Raw genomic sequence first — 14,733 nt, 5'->3', positions numbered from 1 at the left:
CCACCGATGGCCGATATTCTGCAGAAGATCGAAATCTACAAGCGCGAGGAAATCGCCGCTGCAAAATCGCGCGTCAGCCTTGCGGACCTGAAGGCGATGGCCGCCGGGCAGGAAGCGCCGCGTGGGTTTCTGAACACCCTGAAGGCCAAGCAGGCGGAAGGCCGTTTCGGCCTGATTGCCGAAATCAAGAAGGCCAGCCCGTCAAAGGGATTGATCCGCCCGGATTTCAATCCACCACTTCTGGCAAAAGCTTATGAGACCGGCGGCGCGGCCTGTTTGTCCGTCCTGACCGACGGCCCGAGTTTCCAGGGCGCTCCGGAATTCCTGACGGCGGCACGCAATGCCTGTTCGCTCCCGGCCCTGCGCAAGGATTTCATGTTCGAAACCTATCAGGTCCATGAAGCCCGTGCCTGGGGTGCCGATTGCATCCTCCTGATCATGGCGTCGCTGAATGACGGCGATGCACAGAGGCTCGAGGATGAGGCGTTTTCGCTCGGCATGGATGTTCTGGTCGAAGTGCATGACGAGGAAGAGCTGGAACGAGCACTGAAACTGAGCTCGCCGCTGCTTGGTATCAACAATCGCAACCTGAAGACTTTTGAGGTCGATATCGCGCTTTCGGAAAAGTTGGCACCGCTGGTTCCGGCTGACCGGTTCCTCGTCGGCGAAAGCGGCATTTTCAGCCACGACGATTGCGTGCGGCTGGCCAAGAGCGGTATTTCGACGTTCCTCGTCGGCGAAAGCCTGATGCGCAAGGACGACGTGACGGCTGCGACCCGCGCCCTTTTGACCGGTTCCGCCACTACCCTGGCCGCAGAATAATGGCTGCACCGTCCCTCACCCACGTCGGCGCCGATGGCCAGGCCAACATGGTCGATGTCGGAGACAAGGCAGAGACCGTGCGTATTGCCGTTGCCGAAGGTTTTGTACGGATGCGGCCGGAGACGCTCGAACTTATCCTCAGCGGCAATGCCAAGAAGGGTGACGTGCTCGCCACGGCGCGCCTCGCCGGCATCATGGCAGCAAAGCAGACGGCCAATCTGATACCGCTCTGCCATCCGCTGATGCTGTCGAAGGTTTCTGTTGAGATTACCGCCGATGAGACATTGCCCGGCTTGAGGGTCGAGGCGATGGCAAAGCTCACCGGCCGCACAGGTGTCGAAATGGAAGCACTGACTGCTGCCAGCGTTGCCTGCCTGACGATCTACGACATGGCCAAGGCCGCCGACCGGGAGATGGAAATCGGTGGCATCCGGCTCGTCCAGAAATCGGGCGGACGCTCCGGCGACTATGCCCGCAAGGAAAGTCAGAGCTGATGGCATTGCTTCCGGTTTCAGACGCGCTCGACAGGCTGTTGAAAATCTCTGCACCGGTAACCCGCTCCGAAATGGTTGGCCTGCACAATGCGATGGGGCGTGTTCTAGCGAACGATGTCACCGCTCTTGTCACCCATCCCGCCTTCGACAATTCGGCGATGGACGGCTATGCCGGACGCCATGAGGATTTTGCCGACATTGGCACTGAACTTGTCGTCATCGGCGAATCGGCGGCTGGGCGTGGTTTTTCCGGCCATGTCGGCCCCGGCCAGGTGGTGCGCATCTTTACCGGTGCTCCGCTTCCAGCCGGCGCCGATACTGTTCTGATCCAGGAAGACGCCGACAAACTACCGGACGGCCGTATCCGCACCACCTTTGCCCCGGCACAAGGGCGCCATATCCGTCCAAAGGGGCAGGATTTTGCCGCGGGCGATGTGGTGTTGCAGGTTGGCGACACGCTTGATGCTGGCCGATTGACGGTCGCGGCGGCGATGAACCATCCACAATTGCCGGTTTTCATGCGCCCGAGAGTGGCCATCCTTGCCACCGGCGATGAATTGCTACCGCCCGGCAGTATGCCGGGTCCCGACCAGATCATTGCCTCGAACACCTATGGTGTTGCCGCGATCGCACGCGACAATGGGGCCGAAGTCATCGATCTCGGGATTGTGCGTGACAACAAGGCCGCCATTGCTGCGGCAGTCGACCAAGCGAAAGCAACTGGTGCGGATGTGCTGGTGACACTGGGCGGTGCCTCCGTCGGCGATCATGACCTTGTCCAGTCGACACTGGTCGAAAGCGGCATGGTGCTGGATTTCTGGCAGATTGCCATGCGCCCCGGAAAACCGCTGATGGTTGGCACCCTCGATGGCATGACCGTGATCGGCCTGCCCGGAAACCCGGTCTCCAGTCTCGTCTGCTCGCTGCTGTTTCTGGAACCGCTGCTGCGTCATCTTGGCTCCCTGCAACCGCGTGATCGCAGCGGTCGGGCAAAAACCGTGACCGCGCTTCCCGCCAACGACAAGCGTCAGGACTATGTTCGGGCACGGTTGACACGAGGCGCCGATGACGTTCTGCGGGCAGAAACATTCCCGCGTCAGGACTCCTCGATGATGCAGGTCTTTGCCCAGTCCGATTGCCTGATCGTCCGGTCGCCGCATGCGCCTGCGGTCGAAGCCGGTGCTGTCTGCGATGTGATGATTCTGCGCTAATCGGCCGTCCGATTGATCATTTTCCCCTTCCCAAAATCCGATGCAGTCCTATTTCACTGCGGGAAAAGACAGCCCTTAGTGGAAGGAAATGAAGTTGAATCGCAATGCGCTCTATATGCTTATCGGAGGTCTCGTCGTGCTGGTCGTGGGATTGGGCATCTATATCTACGACAAGGAATCCAAGCCTGACGGCGTGGAAGTCAAAATCGGCGAAGGCGGCATTTCGATTGAAGAAAATTGAGTTGAAGGCGGCCGCATTCACGCTGCGCCCACAACGTTAACCTTTTATTAACCGAAGCAGCTGAATAATACATGCAGTTGACCTGACTACGGATGTACTAGCAGGCCAAACACAAAACGAAGTGACAAAAGGTCGGGCATTCCCGGCCTTTTTGTTTTTCAAACTATCGGCAAGTTTTAGTGCGCGGCGCGTGAGACAAGGATCTTGTCGATACGGCGGCCATCCATATCGACGACTTCGAAACGATAGCCATAGGCTTCCGTTACGTCACCCTCCTCCGGGTTCTTGCGCAGTTGCTGCACCAGGAAGCCGGAGATGGTTTCGTAACTGCCATCGGAATCGATTTCATCGATACCGATCGTCAGATGGATTTCGTCGATCGGGGTACGGCCGTCGACCAGATAGGATCCGTCGTCACGCTGGCGAATCAAAGCATGTTCGATATCGTCATAATTCGACGGCAGCACACCGACGATCGCTTCCAGAATGTCAGCGACGGTGATGATGCCTTCGATGCTGCCGTACTCGTCGACAATCATTGCCATATTGATATGCGATGCCTTGAACGCCTCCAGCGCCTTCAGACAAGACGCCGTTTCCGGCAAGGTATGGATGTCCTTGACGAAGTTGCGGATCTGGAAGCCCGATTTGGCCGGCGCATTCAAGATTTCCTTGACCTGCACGGCGCCCAGCACCTCGCCCGTCGCATCCATGACCGGATAACGGGAGTGGGCGGACTGTTCGACCTTGGCGCGGATGGTTTCCAGCGTATCGTTGACGTCAATGAAGCTGACTTCGGTACGGTGCGTCATGATCGATTTGACGTTGCGGTCACCCAGCCGGATGATTCGGCGCAGCATCTCGTGCTCCGATTTTTCGATGGCCCCGCTTTCGACACCCTCGGCCATGATCGCCTGGACTTCTTCTTCCGTCACGTGGTCGCTATCGCTGGAGACGCCGAAAATCCGCATGAACAGCGATGCGGACATCTCGAACAAATAGACGACAGGAGCCGACAAGCGAGACAGAAACGACATCGGTCCGGCGACGAACATCGCCACGCCTTCGGAATTCTTCAGTGCTAGTTGCTTCGGAATAAGCTCGCCGATTACGACAGACAGATAGGTGATGAGCGTCACGACCAACGCAACGGCAACCGTGCTGCCATAGGGATTGATCCAGCTGATCTCATCAAGCGTCGGGGCCAGCTTGTCAGCGATGGTGGCGCCGCCATAGGCACCGGCAAGCGTTCCGACGAGGGTGATACCGACCTGAACGGTGGACAGGAACTTGCCGGGATCTTCGGCCAGCCGTAGCGCCATTTCGGCGCGGCTGTTGCCTTGTTTTGCCATCTGCCGCAGCAGTGGCCGGCTTGCCGACACAATTGCCATTTCCGAAAGTGCGAAAAACGCATTGATCAAAAGAAGAACGAAAATAACAATCAGTTCGGACATAACCCTCGGACACCGTTGATGGGAGATACGTGCATCGGAAGCGACACACGTCAGTTGCAGCCCTATCAAATAGGCGGAAGACGCAGTTGCAGCAAGGCGGCAACTGCAGAATTACGGTTCTTTTGGCTGTGGTCCCGCTTTATAGAAGACCAAATGCACCTGCAATTTCGGTCCGCTACCAAACATGCGGTGGAAATTAGCGGGTCGTGGCCTTCACGTCGTCGAGCTCCTTGAGCGCTGCCCGAACACGCTCGCGGCCGACGCGGATGACGTTTTCCATCGCTGCCCTTGCCCCCGCCTCGTCGCGCCGGCTGATCTGCTCGACGATCTTGATATGCGAACGCGACACCTCGTCAATACCTTCGCGGCCGGATGCGGGCGAGCTTAACTTGAAGATACCGACAAGGGCCGCCTCGATCAGGCTGCCGACGGTGCGCATGAACGGGTTTCCCGAGGCTTCAACGACGGCAAGATGAAACCGCAGATCGGCCATCGCCAGTGTTTCGGCAGTGTGTTCGGGATCACCCATCGCAACGGCAAGCCGCATCATCCCGCTGATCTCGGCCTCCGTCGCGTTGACGGCGGCAAGTGCTGCGGCATGGGGCTCGAAGGCCAAGCGTATCTCGCTGAGATGATAGAGGAACTCCTCATCGACACCGCGATGGAAATGCCAGGTCAGGACATCGCTATCGAACAGGTTCCATTGGTTTTTGGCCGTCACGCGGGTACCGATGCGGGCGCGTGGTACGATCAACCCCTTGGCTGCCAGCGTCTTCATTGCCTCGCGCAACACCGTGCGGGATACCTTGAAACGCATTGCCAGGTCCGGATCGCCGGGCAAAATCGAGCCAACGGGAAACTCGCCCGACACAATGGCCTTGCCCAGTTCATCGACAACCTGCGCGTGGCTTGTACGTGTTCGCGCACCGGTCAAGACGGTTTCGAGCAGACCTTTACGCAAGCAAATCCCCCCTCAGGAATATTTTTTATTTTGACGCGATAAAAACAGAATAGCCTTTTGCAGTAATATGAAGGCAAATAACAAAGCACCGATCAGAATTTTCGTCCACCAACTCGACAGTGAACCGTCGAAGGTTATGTAGGTCTGGATCAGTCCTTGAATCAAAACGCCGACGAGTGTTCCTCCAACAAACCCGGCGCCTCCAGTCAGAAGCGTTCCTCCGATCACCACTGCGGCAATCGCATCCAGCTCGACACCGACTGTTGCGAGCGAATAACCGGCTGATGTGTATAGGGAATAAACGATTCCGGAAAGCCCGGCGAGAAAGCCGGAAAGGCCGTAGATCATCATTGTTGTACGCCCGACGGGAACGCCCATCAGGGCGGCCGTTTGCCCACCACCGCCAAGCGCATAGACATTGGTGCCGAAGCGTGTACGCTGGGCAATGAGGATGCCGGCTGCAAAGACCAGAAGCATCAGTCCGCCGATCAGCGTGATGCGGCCACCGCCAGGCAACTTGTAGTAAAACGTCTTCATCGTCGCGTAGAACGGATGTTTGATCGGGATGGAATCGACCGACAGAACAAAGGCCATGCCGCGGGCGAGGAACATGCCGGCCAGCGTCACGATGAAGGCGGGCATTTCGAGATAGTGGATGATCGCCCCCATGATCGCGCCGAACAGCGTGGTGATCAGAAGGACAAGCGCGAAGGCTGCGAGCGGATGGATGCCGGTATTCTGCAGCAGAACAGCCAGAAAGATACCGGTGAAGGCGATGACCGAACCGATCGACAGGTCGATACCGCCCGACAGGATCACGAAGGTCATGCCGACTGCGGCGATGCCGAGAAAGGCGTTATCCGTCAACAGGTTGCCAATCACGAGGGTCGACAGGATGTTCGGATACTGCGCGGCACACGCCGCATAGGAAACCACGAAGATGACGATGGTGGCTATCAGCGGGAGATATTTCTGGTTCATTGGACGTACTGCTCTGCGGTCTCTCTGCGGACGGATTTCCGGCCAAGGAACGTTAACCCGGCCTGCACGCGCGGCGACTGGATGACGAGGATGATGACGATGATCGCCGCCTTGATGATCAGATTGAATTCCGGCGGAAAGCCCGACGACAGGATGCCAGTATTGACCGCCTGAATGATCATCGCGCCGATCAGCGAGGCGACGATGCTGAACCGTCCACCGAGCAACGACGTGCCACCGACGACAACGGCGAGAATAGCGTCGAGCTCGAGCCAGAGACCGGCATTGTTGGCATCGGCGCCCCTTATATCGGCCGTGACGATCAATCCGGCGACGGCAGCGCACAGCCCCGACAGCATGTAAGCCGCCATCAACAGCAACGGCGTCTGGATACCGGATAGCGTGCTGGCACGGCGATTGATCCCGACGGCTTCGATCAGCATGCCGAGCGCTGTGCGCCGCACGAGCAGTGCGACTGCGATGCCGAACAACAGCCAGATGATCACCGGCATCGGCAGGCCAAGAAAAGAACCGCTGCCGATGAAAATCAGCCCGGGATCATTGAAGGTCAGGATCGCACCTTCGGTCACCAGTTGCGCAATGCCGCGCCCCGCGACCATCAGTACAAGCGTGGCGATGATCGGCTGGATATTGAGGACGGACACGAGAAACCCGTTCCAGACGCCGCAGATCAGGCCGGTTCCGACCGCCAGCAGCAGGGTGACAAGCAGCGGATCGCCGCGTACGCTGGATGCGGCGGCAACGGCGCCGCAGATGGCCATGACCGCACCGACCGAGAGATCGATGCCCTTGGTGGCGATCACCACGGTCATACCGACAGCCAAAAGCGCGACCGGGGCACCGCGATTGAGGATGTCGATCAGGCTGCCATAAAGCCGCCCGTTCTGGATCTCTATCGAAAAAAAGTCCGGAAAAACCAGCCGGATCAGCACCAGAATCAGTGCCAGCGCCACAAATTGCGGCAGCAGGCGCCAGCCAAGGCGCTTTGCGTTATCGATCATTGGGCGCCTCCTACAACCGTTGCCGCAGCAATGGCGTTGACAATATGTTCAGTAGTAATCTCGCTGCCGGTCAGCTCCGCCACATGGGCGCGATCCCGCAGGACGATGATCCGCGAACTGTAAGCCACAAGTTCCTCAAGCTCGGACGAAATGACGATCAGCGACATGCCCTGCGCGCAGAGCTCACCGATCAGCCGGATGATTTCCGCGTGGGCGCCGACGTCAATGCCGCGTGTCGGTTCGTCGAGAATAAGAAATTGCGGATTGGTCGCCAGCCAGCGCGCCAGAATGGCTTTCTGCTGATTGCCACCGGAGAGCAGCCGGATCGGCTTTTCGCGGTCGCTGGTGCGGATGTCCAGTGCCTTGATGTAGCGGTCGGCGAGCGCGTTCTGTTCGGATGCCGACAGCGGCCTTGCCCAGCCACGCCGCGCCTGCAAGGCGAGAGCAATGTTTTCGCGCACAGACAATTCGCCGATGATGCCGTCCAGCTTGCGATCTTCGGGACAGAACCCGAACCCTTCGGCAATGGCGGCGCGCGGCGATGACAAGTTGGCGGCCTTGCCGCCGATATCAGCACTGCCGCTATCGGCCTTGTGCACGCCGAACATCAGCTCTGCAGTTTCGGTGCGGCCGGAGCCGAGAAGACCGGCAATGCCGACGACCTCGCCCTTACGGACATCCAAATCGAACGGTTTGATCGTTCCTGCCTTGCCATATTTGGAAAACCGGAAATGAACGGGGCCGCTCGCGGCTTCCGCCCCGCCTGCCGCTTTTTCGACGGACTGGAGTTCGTGGCCGAGCATCATCGTCACCAGTTCGCGGCGCGGCAGGGATGCTGTGTCGCGGGTGCCGACCAGCTGCCCGTTGCGCAGCACGGTGATGCGGTCGGAAAGATCATAAACCTGCTCCAGAAAATGGGTGATGAAGACGATACCCAATCCCCTCGCCTTCAGGTCGCGGACGATGCGAAACAGCATCTCCACCTCCTGCGCGTCGAGACTGGCGGTCGGTTCATCGAGGATCAGCACCTTGCCGGAAAGATCGACGGCCCGGGCAATCGCCACCACCTGCTGGATGGCGACGGAGTAGCTTTCGAGTGCTGCGGAAACGTTGATGTCGATGCCGTATTGCGCCAGCAGTGCGTTGGCCCGCCGTTTCATCTCCCTGTTCTGGATGAGACCGAAGCGACGAGGCTGGCGCCCGAGAAAGAGGTTTTCCGCAACGCTCAGATTTCCGAGTAGATTGACCTCCTGGTAAACGGTGCCGATCCCGAGTTTCTGCGCATCGAGCGTGTCGCGCGGATCGATCTCTGCGCCATCCAGCGTCAACGAACCGGCGTCGCGCCGATAGGCGCCCGTCATGCATTTGATCAGCGTCGATTTTCCGGCGCCGTTTTCACCCAAGAGCGCATGCACCTCGCCGCGCCGCAACGAGAAATTGACCTTGTTAAGGGCGATGGCGCCCGGAAAGATCTTCATGATCCCGGTAGCGACAAGAATATCGTTTGAACTGTTCTGCATGAAACCGGATTCTTCAATGAAACGAGGTCAGCCGTGGCTTACGGATTTGCCAGCCATACCTGCGCCCGCATCAAGACGCGATGGTCTCAGTAGGTATTGCTGCTGGAAGTTATCCGAATGAAAAGACGATGTGCCGGCATCGCCTTCCGGTCAACTCTTGCGGTCTAAAGACCACCGGTGCGACCTTCGTGCGATGCCGGCAATCGATCAGTAGCCGAGGCCCTTCTTTTCTTCGTAGACCTTCTGCGGATCGTCAGCCTGAGTATAAAGCTTCGATTCCGTCTGGATCCATTTGGCAGGCTTGGTGCCGTCCTTCAGGAACGCATCAAGTGCGTCCAATGCAGGACCCGCCATGTTCGGTGTCAGTTCGACAGTGGCGTTTGCTTCGCCAGCCGCCATTGCCTGGAAGATATCCGGAACGGCATCGATCGAGACAACGAGAATATCCGTGCCTGGCTTGAGGCCGGCTTCCTTGATCGCCTGGATGGCGCCGACAGCCATGTCGTCGTTGTGGGCGTAGAGCGCGCAGATATTCTTGCCGCCGTCTTCCGCCTTCAGGAAGCTTTCCATGACTTCCTTGCCCTTGGTGCGGGTAAAGTCGCCGGTCTGGCTGCGGATGATCTTCAGGTTGTCGTGGCCCTTCAATGCCTCCTCAAAACCCTTCTTGCGGTCGATAGCCGGCGAAGAGCCTGTGGTGCCCTGCAGCTCGACGACGTTGCAGGCCTTACCGCCGACCTTGTCGACCAGGAACTTGCCGGCGACATTGCCTTCGTGAACCAGGTCGGACGTGACAGCTGTCAGGTAGAGATCCTTGGACGAATCAACCGAGCGGTCGAGAAGAATGACCGGAATTTCGGCATCCTTGGCTTCCGTCAGAACCTCATCCCAGCCGGTTGCGACAACCGGTGCGATTAGAATCGCATCGACGCCCTGGGCGATGAACGACCGCAGCGCCTTGATCTGGTTTTCCTGTTTCTGCTGCGCATCGGCGAATTTCAGGTTGATGCCGCGCTTTTCCGCCTGTTGCTTGGTCAATGTGGTTTCAGCCGCGCGCCAGCCGGATTCAGAGCCGATCTGCGAAAAACCGATCGTCAGATCGGCAGCAGAGGCCGAGCCGAACATGCAGGCAGCCAGAACCGTGGCACAGCTAAGTGCAGTCTTGATTTTCATGATTTCCTCCCAAAAAGCTGCTCCTCAGCAGCCCGATCAAAAAATCATACTATATGATTTATGTAAACAGCTTTTGCGCGTCTTTCAATAAATTCACATAGCTCAGAATCGAAAAGGGCGGCCTTGCGGCCACCCTTCCTGATTGCAGCAATTAAATGCCGAACTTATTTTGGCAACTTGTCGTCAACGCCTTCGACGTAGAAGTTCATGCCGAGCAGCGTGCCGTCATCCGAGGATGCACCGGCAGCCAACCATTCGGAGCCGTCCTGCCTCTTCAGCGGGCCAGTGAAAGGCTTCAGCTCACCCGATTCGATCTTCTTCTGGGTCGCTTCCGCCAGAGCCTTCACGTCATCCGGCATGTTGGTGTAGGGCGCCATGGTCAGGATGCCGTCTTTCAGGCCGTCCCAGCTCGACGATGTCTCCCACTTGCCATCCAGGAACAGCTGGGTGCGCTTGATGTAATAGGCGCCCCAGGTATCGACGATCGCGGTCAGCTGCGTTTCCGGGCCGGCCTTGATCATGTCGGATGCCTGGCCAAAAGCCTTGATGCCGCGCTCTGCAGCAACCTGCATCGGTGCTGTCGTGTCGGTGTGCTGCGTCAATACATCAACGCCCTGGTCGATCAGCGCCTTGGCGGCATCGGCTTCCTTGCCTGGGTCGAACCAGGTGTTTGCCCATACAACCTTGATCTTGAAGTCAGGGTTGATCGAACGCGCGCCGGTGACGAAGGCGTTGATGCCCATCACCACTTCCGGGATCGGGAAGGATGCGATGTAACCGGCAACACCCTTCTGCGAAATTTTTGCGGCGATCTGCCCCTGGATATAGCGGCCTTCGTAGAAGCGGCTGTTATAGGTCGCCAAGTTCGGGGCCGTCTTGTAACCGGTCGCGTGCTCGAACTTCACGTCCGGGAACTTTGCGGCAACCTTGACGGTCGCGTCCATGAAGCCAAACGATGTTGTGTAGATCAGGCCGCAGCCTGAACGGGCCAGGCGCTCGATGGCGCGCTCGGCATCCGGACCTTCCGGAACGCTTTCGAGGAACTGGGTTTCGATCTTGTCGCCCAGTGCCTTTTCAAGCTCCAAACGGCCTATGTCGTGTGCCTGCGTCCAGCCACCGTCGGTCTTCGAGCCGACATAGACGAAGCAGACCTTTGCCTTATCGGCGGCGTAGGCGCCGGCGGAAAAGCCGATGACCGCTGCGGTCGTGGCAAGTGCGAAAAGTAATTTTTTCATTTTGACCCCTGTAGGTTTGGTTTGCGTTGTTGTTCTTGTTTACCGGTCCGGCACAAAGGACTTGCCCAGCGATGCCGGCGTATTGATCAACGTCGTGCGCCGATTGTGCGAGATGAGAATGAGTACGATAATTGTCGCCAGATAGGGAAGAGCAGACAGAAACTGCGAAGGAATGTCGATGCCGCGGGCCTGCACATAGAGCTGGCTGATCGAGACGGCGCCGAACAGATAACCGCCAGCAATGATCCGCCATGGACGCCAGGAGGCAAAGACCACCAGCGCCAGCGCAATCCAGCCACGCCCGGCTGACATGTTTTCCGCCCATTGCGGCGTGTAGACCAGAGACAGCTGCGCCCCGGCCAACCCGGCGCAGGCGCCACCGAACATCACGGCGAGGTAACGGGTGCGAATGACGTTGATGCCAAGTGCATGCGCCGAGGCATGGCTGTCGCCGACGGAGCGGAGCTTCAGGCCGGCGCGGCTCTTGAACAGGAACCAGTTCACACCGGCGACCAGCGCGATCGACAGATAGAAGATCAGATCCTGCTTGAACAGAACAGCGCCCAGGAACGGAATATCCGACAGGACCGGGAAGACGATCTGCGGCAGCTTGATGCCGGATTGTCCGAGATAGGGCTCGGCAATCATGCTGGAAACGCCCAACCCAAGAATGGTCAGGGCCAATCCCGTCGCCACCTGATTGGCGACAAGCGTCAAGGTGAGGAAGCCAAACAGCAGCGAAAACAGCGCCCCTGATGCGATACCGGCGAGAATGCCGACATAGGGAGATCCGGTTAATTGCGTCGCGATGAAGGCGCAGGCGGCCCCCATGATGATCATGCCCTCGACGCCGAGATTGAGAACGCCGGAACGCTCGCTGACGAGTTCGCCGATGGCCGCCAAGACAAGCGGTGTGGCCGCCGTAATGACCGTCAGAAGGATGGCTTCATAGATACCCATCAGCGCGCACCCTCGCCGGTCGTGTCGTTCAAGTCGTACCACATCATCCGGATCTTATAGTGGATGAGCGTGTCGCAGGAGAGCACGAAGAATAATAGAAGCCCCTGAAATACCCGGATCGGCTTGTCGGAAATCTGTAGCGATACCTGTACAGCCTCACCGCCGAGATAGGTCAGCGCCAGCACTAGCCCGGCAACGACGATCCCCAGCGGATTGAGCCGCCCGAGAAAGGCGACGATGATGGCAGTGAAACCATAACCGGGCGAAATGACCGGCCGCAGCTGCTGGATGGCGCCGCTGACTTCAGCGATACCGGCAAGACCGGCGAGAGCGCCGGAAAGCAGCATGGAAAACCAGATCATCTTGCGGGACGAAAAGCCGGCGAAACGCCCTGCCCGCTGGGACTGGCCAAGCACGGTGATTTCAAACCCCTTCAGGGTGTAACGCATCATGAACCAGATCAGGATCGCGGCGATGATCGCAAATCCGAATCCCCAGTGCGCCCGCCCCGACGCCAACATTTCCGGCAAGATGGCGGTTGCGTCGAAGGTCCGGGTTTCCGGGAAATTCATGCCGCCCGGATTGCGCCAGGGACCGCGCACCAGCCAGTCGAGAAACAGCTGCGCGACATAGACCAGCATCAAACTTGTCAGGATTTCGTTGGTGTTCATATGCGCTTTGAGGAAGGCCGGAATACCGGCAAACAGCGCACCGCCCAGCATGCCGAGCAGCATCATCAGCGGCAGAACCAGCGGCGATTGCCATTCATAGAACACGACGGGCAGGATTGACCCGGCGATCGCCCCCATGATGAACTGGCCTTCGGCGCCGATGTTCCAATTGTTCGAGCGATAGCAGACCGACAGGCCGACCGCGATGAGAATGAGCGGGGCTGCCTTGATCGCCAGTTCATGCAGCGACCAGATTTCGGTCAACGGCTCGATGAAGAAACTGTAGAGCGCTGCAAGCGGGTCCTTGCCAAGCATCATGAACATGATGCCGCCGAAGACCAGCGTCAGCCCGAGCGCGATGAACGGCGACAGGATGGAAAACAGTTTTGAGACGTCCGGGCGCCGTTCCAGTTCAATGCGCATGCGCCGTCTCCGCAGTCTCGGTCTTGCCATACATGCCGCCCATCAACAGTCCGATTTTCTCGCGCGAAAGGTCCGATGCCGGATAGATATCGGACAGCCTACCTTCGCTGATCACGGCGATTTCCGTCGCCACTTCGAAGATTTCATCGATGTCCTGGCTGATGACGAGGACAGCGGAGCCGGATTTGGCGAGATCGACAAGCGCCTGACGAATACGGCTGGCTGCACCGGCGTCCACCCCCCAGGTCGGCTGGTTGACGATCAGCACCGTCGGCTGGCGGTCGAGCTCGCGCCCGACAATGAATTTCTGCAGATTGCCGCCCGACAGCGACCCGGCTGACGGATTTTCGCCGCTCTTGCGCACATCCATTGCTGCGGAAATGCGTTTTGCCGCCATCTTGACGGCATCCTGACGGATCAGCCCGAGCGGACCGCCACCGAGAAAGGCGCGGCGGTCAGACTGGCTGCGGGCAAGGATGAGATTGTCAGAAAGCGACAGTGCCGAAACGGCGGCATGTCCATGGCGCTCCTCCGGCACGAAGCCGGCGCCCATCAGCCGGCGGGCATTGATGCCGCGCGTACCGACAGGCTTGTCGGAGATCAGAATGACATCGTCACTGGCGACCGGGTATTCACCGGACAAGGCATCGAACAGTTCGCCCTGCCCGTTACCCGCGACACCGGCGATTGCCAGCACTTCACCGGCATGCACCTTGAGACAGATATTCTTCAGGGAAACCGCAAAAGGGGTTCTTGCTGAAGCTGACAGATGCCGGGCCTCCAGCTTGACCGCGCCTTTGGCATTCGTGCCTTCGGCACTGACATGCGCGATGTCGCTGCCGACCATCATGCGGGCCAGCGACGACGGGGTTTCCTGGCGCGGATCGCAGGCGCCCGTCACCTTGCCGTGGCGCAGAACGGTGGCGCGGTCGCAGATGCGCTGCACCTCTTCCAGCCGGTGACTGATATAGAGAACCGAGCGCCCTTCGGCCTTCAGCTTGTTCAGCGTTTCAAACAGCCGATCAGCTTCCTGTGGTGTCAGCACCGAGGTCGGCTCGTCGAGAATGATCAGCTTCGGATTTTGCAGCAAAGCGCGGACGATTTCGATGCGCTGGCGCTCGCCGACGGAAAGATCGGCCACATGCGCATGCGGATCGAGCGGAAGGCCATAGGCGTGCGACAGATCGGACGCCTCCTTGGCGATCTTTGCCAACGACACGCCCGGATCCATCGACAGGGCGATATTTTCAGCGACGGTCAGAGCCTCGAACAGCGAAAAATGCTGGAATACCATGCCGATGCCGAGCTTGCGGGCGGCGCTGGGATTGGCGATGCGCACCGGCTGTCCCTGCCAGATGATCTGGCCGCTGGTGGGAGCAAGCACGCCGAACAGCATCTTGACCAGCGTCGATTTTCCCGCGCCGTTTTCGCCAAGAAGCGCGTGGATTTCGCCAGGCGTGATGTCCAGATTGATTCCGTTACAGGCCGCAAATGTGCCGAACAGTTTTGTCAGTTGGCCAACAGCCAGCAATAGACTGTTGGCGGGTTGTCCCTCAGCCGACACGCCG

Annotated in this window: 14 protein-coding genes; 4 read left to right on the top strand and 10 right to left on the bottom strand. The window is 58.8% G+C overall.

The features are described from left to right. The first annotated feature begins 6 nt into the window (after window positions 1-6). From trpC to ACQY8Q_RS22720, 4 genes are all read left to right on the top strand, one after another. On the top strand, window positions 7-822 hold the full coding sequence (trpC, locus tag ACQY8Q_RS22735) for an indole-3-glycerol phosphate synthase TrpC (protein WP_428428683.1): 816 nt from the start codon (window positions 7-9) through the stop codon (window positions 820-822). After that, a complete protein-coding gene (moaC, locus tag ACQY8Q_RS22730) occupies window positions 822-1,316 on the top strand; it encodes a cyclic pyranopterin monophosphate synthase MoaC (protein ID WP_428428682.1) in 495 nt (164 codons plus the stop codon). The genes trpC and moaC overlap by 1 nt, the downstream gene beginning before the upstream one ends. Continuing rightward, window positions 1,316-2,527 (top strand): molybdopterin molybdotransferase MoeA, encoded by a 1,212-nt coding sequence (locus ACQY8Q_RS22725; RefSeq protein WP_428428681.1) that lies wholly within the window; start codon window positions 1,316-1,318, stop codon window positions 2,525-2,527. Before moaC ends, ACQY8Q_RS22725 begins: the two co-directional genes overlap by 1 nt. An 88-nt stretch (window positions 2,528-2,615) precedes the next feature. Then, the gene (locus ACQY8Q_RS22720; protein WP_156393874.1) at window positions 2,616-2,768 is read left to right on the top strand and encodes a hypothetical protein; all 153 of its coding nucleotides are present in this window, start codon (window positions 2,616-2,618) and stop codon (window positions 2,766-2,768) included. Between the two features lie 176 nt (window positions 2,769-2,944). On the opposite strand, the gene ACQY8Q_RS22715 is transcribed toward ACQY8Q_RS22720, so the two are convergent. The 10 genes from ACQY8Q_RS22715 to ACQY8Q_RS22670 all read right to left on the bottom strand — a co-directional run bounded on the left by ACQY8Q_RS22715 (window position 2,945) and on the right by ACQY8Q_RS22670 (window position 14,729). Next, complete coding sequence (locus ACQY8Q_RS22715; RefSeq protein WP_428428680.1) at window positions 2,945-4,222, bottom strand: hemolysin family protein; 1,278 nt, start codon at window positions 4,220-4,222, stop codon at window positions 2,945-2,947. 196 nt (window positions 4,223-4,418) lie between these two features. Beyond that, window positions 4,419-5,183 carry a FadR/GntR family transcriptional regulator gene (locus tag ACQY8Q_RS22710; RefSeq protein ID WP_428428679.1) on the bottom strand — a complete coding sequence of 255 codons (765 nt, stop codon included), beginning with the start codon at window positions 5,181-5,183 and terminating at the stop codon, window positions 4,419-4,421. A 12-nt stretch (window positions 5,184-5,195) separates the two neighbouring features. Beyond that, window positions 5,196-6,164, bottom strand: a complete 969-nt coding sequence (gene yjfF / locus ACQY8Q_RS22705) for a galactofuranose ABC transporter, permease protein YjfF (protein ID WP_428428677.1) — start codon at window positions 6,162-6,164, stop codon at window positions 5,196-5,198. Then, window positions 6,161-7,186: an ABC transporter permease gene (locus ACQY8Q_RS22700; protein WP_428428676.1), complete on the bottom strand. Its 1,026-nt coding sequence runs from the start codon at window positions 7,184-7,186 to the stop codon at window positions 6,161-6,163. The genes yjfF and ACQY8Q_RS22700 overlap by 4 nt, the downstream gene beginning before the upstream one ends. Further along, window positions 7,183-8,706 (bottom strand): galactofuranose ABC transporter, ATP-binding protein YtfR, encoded by a 1,524-nt coding sequence (gene ytfR, locus ACQY8Q_RS22695; protein ID WP_428428675.1) that lies wholly within the window; start codon window positions 8,704-8,706, stop codon window positions 7,183-7,185. The genes ACQY8Q_RS22700 and ytfR overlap by 4 nt, the downstream gene beginning before the upstream one ends. A 207-nt stretch (window positions 8,707-8,913) precedes the next feature. Further along, window positions 8,914-9,876 carry a galactofuranose ABC transporter, galactofuranose-binding protein YtfQ gene (gene ytfQ, locus ACQY8Q_RS22690; protein ID WP_428428674.1) on the bottom strand — a complete coding sequence of 321 codons (963 nt, stop codon included), beginning with the start codon at window positions 9,874-9,876 and terminating at the stop codon, window positions 8,914-8,916. Between the two features lie 164 nt (window positions 9,877-10,040). Continuing rightward, entirely contained in the window at window positions 10,041-11,111 is a 1,071-nt protein-coding gene (locus ACQY8Q_RS22685; protein WP_428428673.1) for a BMP family ABC transporter substrate-binding protein, read from the bottom strand. 39 nt (window positions 11,112-11,150) lie between these two features. After that, entirely contained in the window at window positions 11,151-12,071 is a 921-nt protein-coding gene (locus tag ACQY8Q_RS22680) for an ABC transporter permease (protein ID WP_428428672.1), read from the bottom strand. Continuing rightward, window positions 12,071-13,165 carry an ABC transporter permease gene (locus tag ACQY8Q_RS22675; protein WP_428428670.1) on the bottom strand — a complete coding sequence of 365 codons (1,095 nt, stop codon included), beginning with the start codon at window positions 13,163-13,165 and terminating at the stop codon, window positions 12,071-12,073. The genes ACQY8Q_RS22680 and ACQY8Q_RS22675 overlap by 1 nt, the downstream gene beginning before the upstream one ends. Beyond that, window positions 13,155-14,729, bottom strand: a complete 1,575-nt coding sequence (locus tag ACQY8Q_RS22670; protein WP_428428669.1) for an ABC transporter ATP-binding protein — start codon at window positions 14,727-14,729, stop codon at window positions 13,155-13,157. Before ACQY8Q_RS22670 ends, ACQY8Q_RS22675 begins: the two co-directional genes overlap by 11 nt. Window positions 14,730-14,733: the final 4 nt, after the last annotated feature.

This window comes from Pararhizobium sp. (genome assembly GCF_965279435.1).
GTDB lineage: Bacteria > Pseudomonadota > Alphaproteobacteria > Rhizobiales > Rhizobiaceae > Pararhizobium.
The sequence above is the reverse complement of the archived record's forward strand: the minus strand, read 5'-3'. Positions and strand labels throughout refer to the sequence as shown.

Coding starts and splice junctions, on each gene's coding strand:
- trpC (WP_428428683.1), top strand. CDS start 7: ATGGCCGATATTCTGCAGAAGATCGAAATCTACAAGCGCGAGGAAATC.
- moaC (WP_428428682.1), top strand. CDS start 822: ATGGCTGCACCGTCCCTCACCCACGTCGGCGCCGATGGCCAGGCCAAC.
- ACQY8Q_RS22725 (WP_428428681.1), top strand. CDS start 1,316: ATGGCATTGCTTCCGGTTTCAGACGCGCTCGACAGGCTGTTGAAAATC.
- ACQY8Q_RS22720 (WP_156393874.1), top strand. CDS start 2,616: ATGAAGTTGAATCGCAATGCGCTCTATATGCTTATCGGAGGTCTCGTC.
- ACQY8Q_RS22715 (WP_428428680.1), bottom strand. CDS start 4,222: ATGTCCGAACTGATTGTTATTTTCGTTCTTCTTTTGATCAATGCGTTT.
- yjfF (WP_428428677.1), bottom strand. CDS start 6,164: ATGAACCAGAAATATCTCCCGCTGATAGCCACCATCGTCATCTTCGTG.
- ACQY8Q_RS22700 (WP_428428676.1), bottom strand. CDS start 7,186: ATGATCGATAACGCAAAGCGCCTTGGCTGGCGCCTGCTGCCGCAATTT.
- ytfR (WP_428428675.1), bottom strand. CDS start 8,706: ATGCAGAACAGTTCAAACGATATTCTTGTCGCTACCGGGATCATGAAG.
- ytfQ (WP_428428674.1), bottom strand. CDS start 9,876: ATGAAAATCAAGACTGCACTTAGCTGTGCCACGGTTCTGGCTGCCTGC.
- ACQY8Q_RS22685 (WP_428428673.1), bottom strand. CDS start 11,111: ATGAAAAAATTACTTTTCGCACTTGCCACGACCGCAGCGGTCATCGGC.
- ACQY8Q_RS22680 (WP_428428672.1), bottom strand. CDS start 12,071: ATGGGTATCTATGAAGCCATCCTTCTGACGGTCATTACGGCGGCCACA.
- ACQY8Q_RS22675 (WP_428428670.1), bottom strand. CDS start 13,165: ATGCGCATTGAACTGGAACGGCGCCCGGACGTCTCAAAACTGTTTTCC.